Source organism: Sphingobacterium tenebrionis (assembly GCF_037126265.1).
Taxonomy (GTDB): Bacteria; Bacteroidota; Bacteroidia; order Sphingobacteriales; family Sphingobacteriaceae; genus Sphingobacterium; species Sphingobacterium tenebrionis.
The window spans coordinates 1-6,018 of record NZ_JAYLLN010000068.1; the positions used below are offsets into that span (position 1 = coordinate 1).

The 6,018-nt window shown below is 34.3% G+C and carries 7 protein-coding genes; 5 read left to right on the forward strand and 2 right to left on the reverse strand.

Going from position 1 to position 6,018, the window contains the following annotated elements:
- Positions 1-860 precede the first annotated feature (860 nt).
- Positions 861-2,117, reverse strand: a complete 1,257-nt coding sequence (locus VJ786_RS16380; RefSeq protein WP_336558046.1) for a hypothetical protein — start codon at positions 2,115-2,117, stop codon at positions 861-863.
- A 553-nt stretch (positions 2,118-2,670) separates the two neighbouring features.
- Between VJ786_RS16380 and VJ786_RS16385 the strand changes: the two genes are divergently transcribed.
- The 5 genes from VJ786_RS16385 to VJ786_RS16405 all read left to right on the forward strand — a co-directional run bounded on the left by VJ786_RS16385 (position 2,671) and on the right by VJ786_RS16405 (position 5,367).
- Entirely contained in the window at positions 2,671-3,729 is a 1,059-nt protein-coding gene (locus tag VJ786_RS16385; protein WP_336558047.1) for a ParM/StbA family protein, read from the forward strand.
- Positions 3,719-3,985, forward strand: coding sequence for a hypothetical protein (locus VJ786_RS16390; RefSeq protein ID WP_230706760.1), 267 nt, complete (start codon positions 3,719-3,721; stop codon positions 3,983-3,985). Before VJ786_RS16385 ends, VJ786_RS16390 begins: the two co-directional genes overlap by 11 nt.
- 128 nt (positions 3,986-4,113) lie before the next feature.
- Positions 4,114-4,494 carry a hypothetical protein gene (locus VJ786_RS16395; RefSeq protein WP_336558048.1) on the forward strand — a complete coding sequence of 127 codons (381 nt, stop codon included), beginning with the start codon at positions 4,114-4,116 and terminating at the stop codon, positions 4,492-4,494.
- An 11-nt stretch (positions 4,495-4,505) separates the two neighbouring features.
- A complete protein-coding gene (locus VJ786_RS16400) occupies positions 4,506-5,036 on the forward strand; it encodes a hypothetical protein (protein ID WP_336558049.1) in 531 nt (176 codons plus the stop codon).
- Positions 5,037-5,217: 181 nt separating this feature from the next.
- A complete protein-coding gene (locus tag VJ786_RS16405; protein WP_336558050.1) occupies positions 5,218-5,367 on the forward strand; it encodes a hypothetical protein in 150 nt (49 codons plus the stop codon).
- A 13-nt stretch (positions 5,368-5,380) separates the two neighbouring features.
- On the opposite strand, the gene VJ786_RS16410 is transcribed toward VJ786_RS16405, so the two are convergent.
- Positions 5,381-6,018 (reverse strand): hypothetical protein (locus tag VJ786_RS16410; RefSeq protein ID WP_336558051.1); only part of this gene is annotated, 638 nt, incomplete at its 5' end.

Here is a 6,018-nt window from a genome sequence, read left to right on the forward strand (position 1 = left end):
CCTAGACTAACTAACGGAATAATTATTGCTAAACTTAACGCATAAACCATCGTTTTTATACCTGTATAACCTAGAAATTTATCCGCTATAACTAACGCTAAAACAAATAATATTGTTGATTTTATAAATAGTTTAAGAAGATCAATTTTCATATTAGTTCCTCCTTCATATCTCATTAGAAATGCAAAACTTTTCAAATGAGTGTATAATATACATTAGACAGAGGTATAATTGCAATAGAACAGAGTGGTTGAGACACCCTGTTCTATGTAATACTCACTAATTAGTGAGTGAACGGAACATAACTAAAAGTAACTATCTTTAGCACTCTTAGCCACTCTACAGCTACGTTCATAGCTTGAGTGGTTTTTACATATGTAAAAATAGATAAATTCCGCGTTTTTTGTTCTATATATTCAACGAAAGGTTCAATAAAGTACCTTTCCATTAGAAACAATAATACAGCCCCTATCAATTCTTTCACATGTATCACCTCCTTCTAATAAGAACTAAAAATCAACAGCAATGGTTGATAAAAGGTTGCTTGATTTTAGTTAACTTACCAGAGGTAGGTTGACAATCCCACTCAATAAACTATCATTACTGGAATAATGTAGCATATATTTTTTATTTTGTATATATCTGAATGTTATAGAATCCCTTTCAAATAAAACACTATATGCTCAATATCAATCTATAATTTCACGTACTATATCCGTTGTGTAAAACTAAATTCAGCAATAAAGCCTATTCTACCATCCCCCACCATAATAAAAACCCCCTAAATAGGAGGTTCAGGAATAACACAGTACTACGGTGCTGCATATAACTTTGCTTTAAAGGGACAGGGATGTCCGCTTTTATATTTCTTTTCTTAGGCGACGTAAATGCCGTTCTGAAATGCCCATTTCTACTGCTATGGACTTCCATTTTGGCTTTGGATTTTCTGCGATCAATTCTTTTAATTTAGCTAGCTGATTATCAGTTTGTCTTGCAGTTTTTTCTTTATGTTCTTCTAAGCTAACAGAACCACGGGTTTTTCGCTTTCTTAGCTTGTCCCTGTGTTTACTTTCCTCTGAATCAATTAATGTATCCATCAATTCAAGTTCTTCTTTTGTTAATTTTATGTCTAATTTTCTAAAAATCGTCTCTGTTTTCATTGGTTTAATTAAATTTGACGCTAATCCTCGCATCGTAAACCCATTTTCCGCAAACGCATCGAAAAACTTTATAGCATCTCTATACGCATCTTTCACTGTTCTTTCTACTTCTTTTTTCGTTTGCGGTTCTTTAAATTTATCATTTATCTGAAACGTCATTTCTAACGTCGCTATTTGGTTTTTAACGATCAAAGCTGTTGTGAAGGCGTAAATGTATGTCATGTCGTGTCTATGCTCTATTTCGCCATTTCTGAGCACCACAATCTTCTCTAAATCAGATTTCCTTTTTGTATTTAAACTATAAAGGTTCATTACCCCTTTTTGAGAAGGTAGTGTTGAAATTGATCCTTTTTTACGTGTAGCAGTTCGTTTCGGTTGTCTCTTCTTTTCTAAAGGTGGTACATAATCATATAACTCTTGTAGATCGTGTTCGCGTCTTGTCCAAATTTCAAGTTCTATTTGCTTTCCAGTTTTGCTATGCGTTGTATATGGCATGCGCAGGACCCTTGAAAGGTCGCTGCATGATCCGTCTGCACCTAATGGCATCAACATTTTTATAAAATGGTTTGTTATGTATTGAGATAAAAATGCCATTTGTGGAGCTGCGCCACCTTGTACAGTGTAAATCAGTTGCATTCCTCGACCATACATAACTAAATTAGGACAAGGGAGCATCCCTTCTGCAATGAAATCTTGTAAGTTTTGAATCACGTATTCTTTTGAAATATCCAACTTGTAAAAATCTAAATCTACGCCGATATTCCGTATTTGTTTTAAATCTGTCGCTTTCCTACTTCCAAATACAAAGCTATTCAAAGACAGATAAAAATCCTTATTCGAAGGATTAGACATATTTGAAAGAGTTTTAATGTCGTTCGTGCCTATCCATAATTGTTTCTTCTCGCTACCGCTTAAATCTAAAACGGCTATATACCCACTCTTTTTATGTTCTGACAAGTAGCATTCATGCCACTCATCAATGAACGATTCCTGGTGTTTCCTTATAGCTAACACAAATAGACCTCCTTTTGAGAATAAAAGGAAGTCACACAAGGATATAAAAGTATTTACCTTATTGATTAAATTTGATATCATAGAGACATAAATTAATTAACAACAGGGTATACACCTTGTGTAACTTATCAGAGAGTCTTAAATCCAAAGTTTGGTCGCGGAGGATTTAGGGCTCTTTCTCATTTATTCGATTAATTTCTACATCAATTGTAATACAAGTTTCATATAGTTACAAGAAGCAGGAAGATAAGCGTGAAGCTTGTCTTCTTTTTTATTGTTGATAAAGCCTTTAGGGAGGATTGACGAATCTTAGGGAGGACAAGCCTATGTCTTCCCTACCTCGCAACATGCGTTTTTGTAGATATTGCGAAGCCTTTGCAAAGAAAACGAAATCGCTAAATTGCCAGGAATAAAAATAATTAAAGTTTAATAGTATGATTGTGTAGAGTTTTAATATTTATGTTGAAACATAGTTTATCTGCTGTATAATTGGTTTATGAATAATAAAGTTTTATACAATGATTCTAGAAGGGTTGTGTATTTAGTGAAAAAAGTATTAGTAATTGACCATGGTAATGGGAACATTAAAGGTAGAAGTGAAGTTGCAGCAGGAGTATTACCTTCATTAGTGGCTTTTAAAAAGGATGTAGGGGAATCAATTACAGGTAAAAAAGCAAAATTAAAGACTTATGAAATCGAAGGTATCGAATACGTTTGGGGAAAAGACATTACAAAAGTAAAAGATGTATTTGCAACTTACGGATTCCAAAACAGATATAAAGAACCTTTATACAAAGTGTTAACAAGTATCGCTCTTGCTGATCTTGCTCTTAAAAGCAAAGTGCAATCAACAGACGAAGTAATTGTAATCACAGGTGTACCAAGTAACGAAATCGGTACAGAAGCCGCTAATAATCTAAAAGAAGTTTTCGAAGGGTTACATACAGTGAAAATCGAGGGTAAAACAGTAAAGGTTAATGTAGAAGAAGTTATCATTTTACCTCAACCTATCGGAACTGTAATGGGTCAATACTTAGATACAGAGGGATTCGTAGCTGATGAACGTTACGAAGATATTCGTGTAGGAGTAATTGATATTGGAACAGGGACAACAGATTTAGACTCAATCACTGGACTACGTCGTGAAAATGAGTTCAAATCAGTTGAAGCTGGAATGAAGGATGTTTATCAAGAAATCGCGGATTACATCAACTCTCAAAACTCTAATGCTAAAGTGGAATACTACCATGTTGAGCCATTCTTTGAATCAGGACAGTATAAACTTTCAGAACGTCACATTATTGATTTCGAAGAAGTTAAACCGAAAGCTGTATTCCAAGTATCTGAAAAGATTAAACAAGGTATTAAAAACGCATGGAAAACGTTCGATCGTTTCGATGAAATCATTATTACTGGTGGCGGAGCGGAATTATTCGCAAGCGCTATTGAAGATTTAGTTGGTAGTGTGAAAGTGGCAGAAAAACCACAACAAGCAAACGCAGAAGGATTTTTCAAATATGGGATGTTTAAAGTGAGTGAAGAAGATGGCGAGTAGAATTTATCAGCTTAGTTATGACGATCAGCTAGATAAAGACATTCATGAATGGTTAAAAAAGATTCCTAGAAGCAGAAAAGCAGAAACAGTACGTCATGCAATACGCTATTACATTGCAAGTAATGGCGGAAGTAGTGGTATTCATATGCCGAATGTATCAGGGATACCTATCGCAACAGAAAAAACGCAACCTCAACAGGAAGCGCCTAAAAAGAAAAGACCAGCACTACCTAAAGATGGTAATTTTAATTACTAAATAATTATCTAAATAAAATACAGCTCCCTCCTCTCTTTTCTCAAAAACAGCAGGAATGATAGCATGTTGGAATTATGGCCCTGTGTTAACAGAGAGGGAGGAGGTTAATTTTGAAAGGGGAGAGCATCATGAGCAATGTTAACCCTATGTTTGAACCTCGAAAACAATCTACTACAATAACAAACCAACAACCTCGTAAAATCCGTTCTGATAAAAAGAAAGATGTAAAAATCCCCGTAAATGAAATACAAAGACAATTAATAAGGTCCTCAGCATTCAAAGAAGGAATAACCACTACCCAATACATGTCTAAATTAATCACAGAACACCTCAGAATTGATTATATAAGCGAAATACATGCATACGAATATAAAGAAACTAAAAAGTACATCCATGCGAAATTAGAGCAGGAAGCACATTCAAAGCTTGTCCAGTTAGCTATTGAATGGGGAGTTTCGCAAAGAGCTGCAGCAACACGCATTTTATGTTTTGCATTACGCACTATGTGAGAGGTGACAGCATGTATAGTAAATACGATGTAATGACAAAAGAAATTCAACTTATGAGTGCTAATAATTGGTGGGAACGAACTAAAATTGAATGGAAATTAAAAGAGAAGTACCGTTTTGAAGTGAAGATGCTCAAAATTTACTTATTCCGTATGAATATTATTATCGAAGATATGGAAGAGGAAGAATATGAGTGTAATGCTAGCGATCTAGCTGAAATACTAGTCGAGGACTTTCTTGAACATATAAGGTCTAAGAATAGTATGGAACAGCTGTATCAAATTTTAGAGAGTAAGAAGCACTATACGGATTACGAATTAGAATTTAATGGAAATGATGAGCGATATGGAATGATTGAAGTGAAGATTGATAGAAGGACATTGAGGCGGATTGAAGTGTTTTTCTCTGATATGGCTCACACATTCCCTATGCACGGATATACGGCTGATAAACTGATTAACATTCTAATGTGCGATTACATGAAGCATTACGCTGAAGAACCCGGAAAGAAACTATCCCTACTGAAAAGACGTTTTTCGTAAAATTTTGTCGTCCATGCACCATTTTTAGGCCCCTATTTTTAGGGGTTTATTTTTTGTGCATTTAGGAAAGTACTGTAGATAACAATTTTCATAGGGAGTGAGAATCATGTGGAGGTTTCGTTCTAAGAGAACGCCACTAGGAAGGTTTTTAGATAAACATAGAATTGAGCAGGAATGGCTAGTGAGAAAATCAGGATTAGGAAGAAACACTGTAGGAGATTTAGCTAATAATCCGGATAGATCACCTACACGAAAAACAATGCAGAAGATATTGAAGGTGTTGAGAGAATTTGATTCGAGGGTTAAAGCTGATGATTTTTGGGATATGTAAAAAGAGCGTTGACTTAAATATTGTCAGCGCTCTTTTTGATTTCATTTTTTATTGTATTTAACCGGTGTATGTATTTTTTTCTTTTCGAACGTGGTAGTTGTTTCGTTAATTTATATACACTTAATAATCTTGTTTTAGGGGTAAGCATTTTATCGAAATTCTTGTTACCCCTTAGATATACAATAGTTAGGAGCTTGCAATGAGGCTCATACTTTTGTATCGTTTCCGAACGATAGTAAGTCCATTGAGATAACTTAGCATCAATTATTTTTACTCCATTTGTAAAATCGGGTCTTATCCCCGTAATATCTCTATTTTGGTATTCATAATCCATTTGTAAATCTAACAGCAAATCTTTTAATACCTCTTCAAATTTATAACCATAATAACTAATAGTATCTGCATCTTCTCTAACTTCATCAAACTTTATTCCTGCTGATTCAACTGCGCATTCCCAAGAACCAAAAAGGTATCTCCCTTGATTATATAGATCAGAATGGTACATTTGTATATATCCTGAACTTATATTTATCCCCTTTTCATGCAATCCTTTAACTTTTTGAGTAACAAGTTCTGCATTCCAATAATTCCTTTTACACTTTGCTATATCTTCATATTTAAAATTAAAATATTCTATAGTTTTCTTCCACG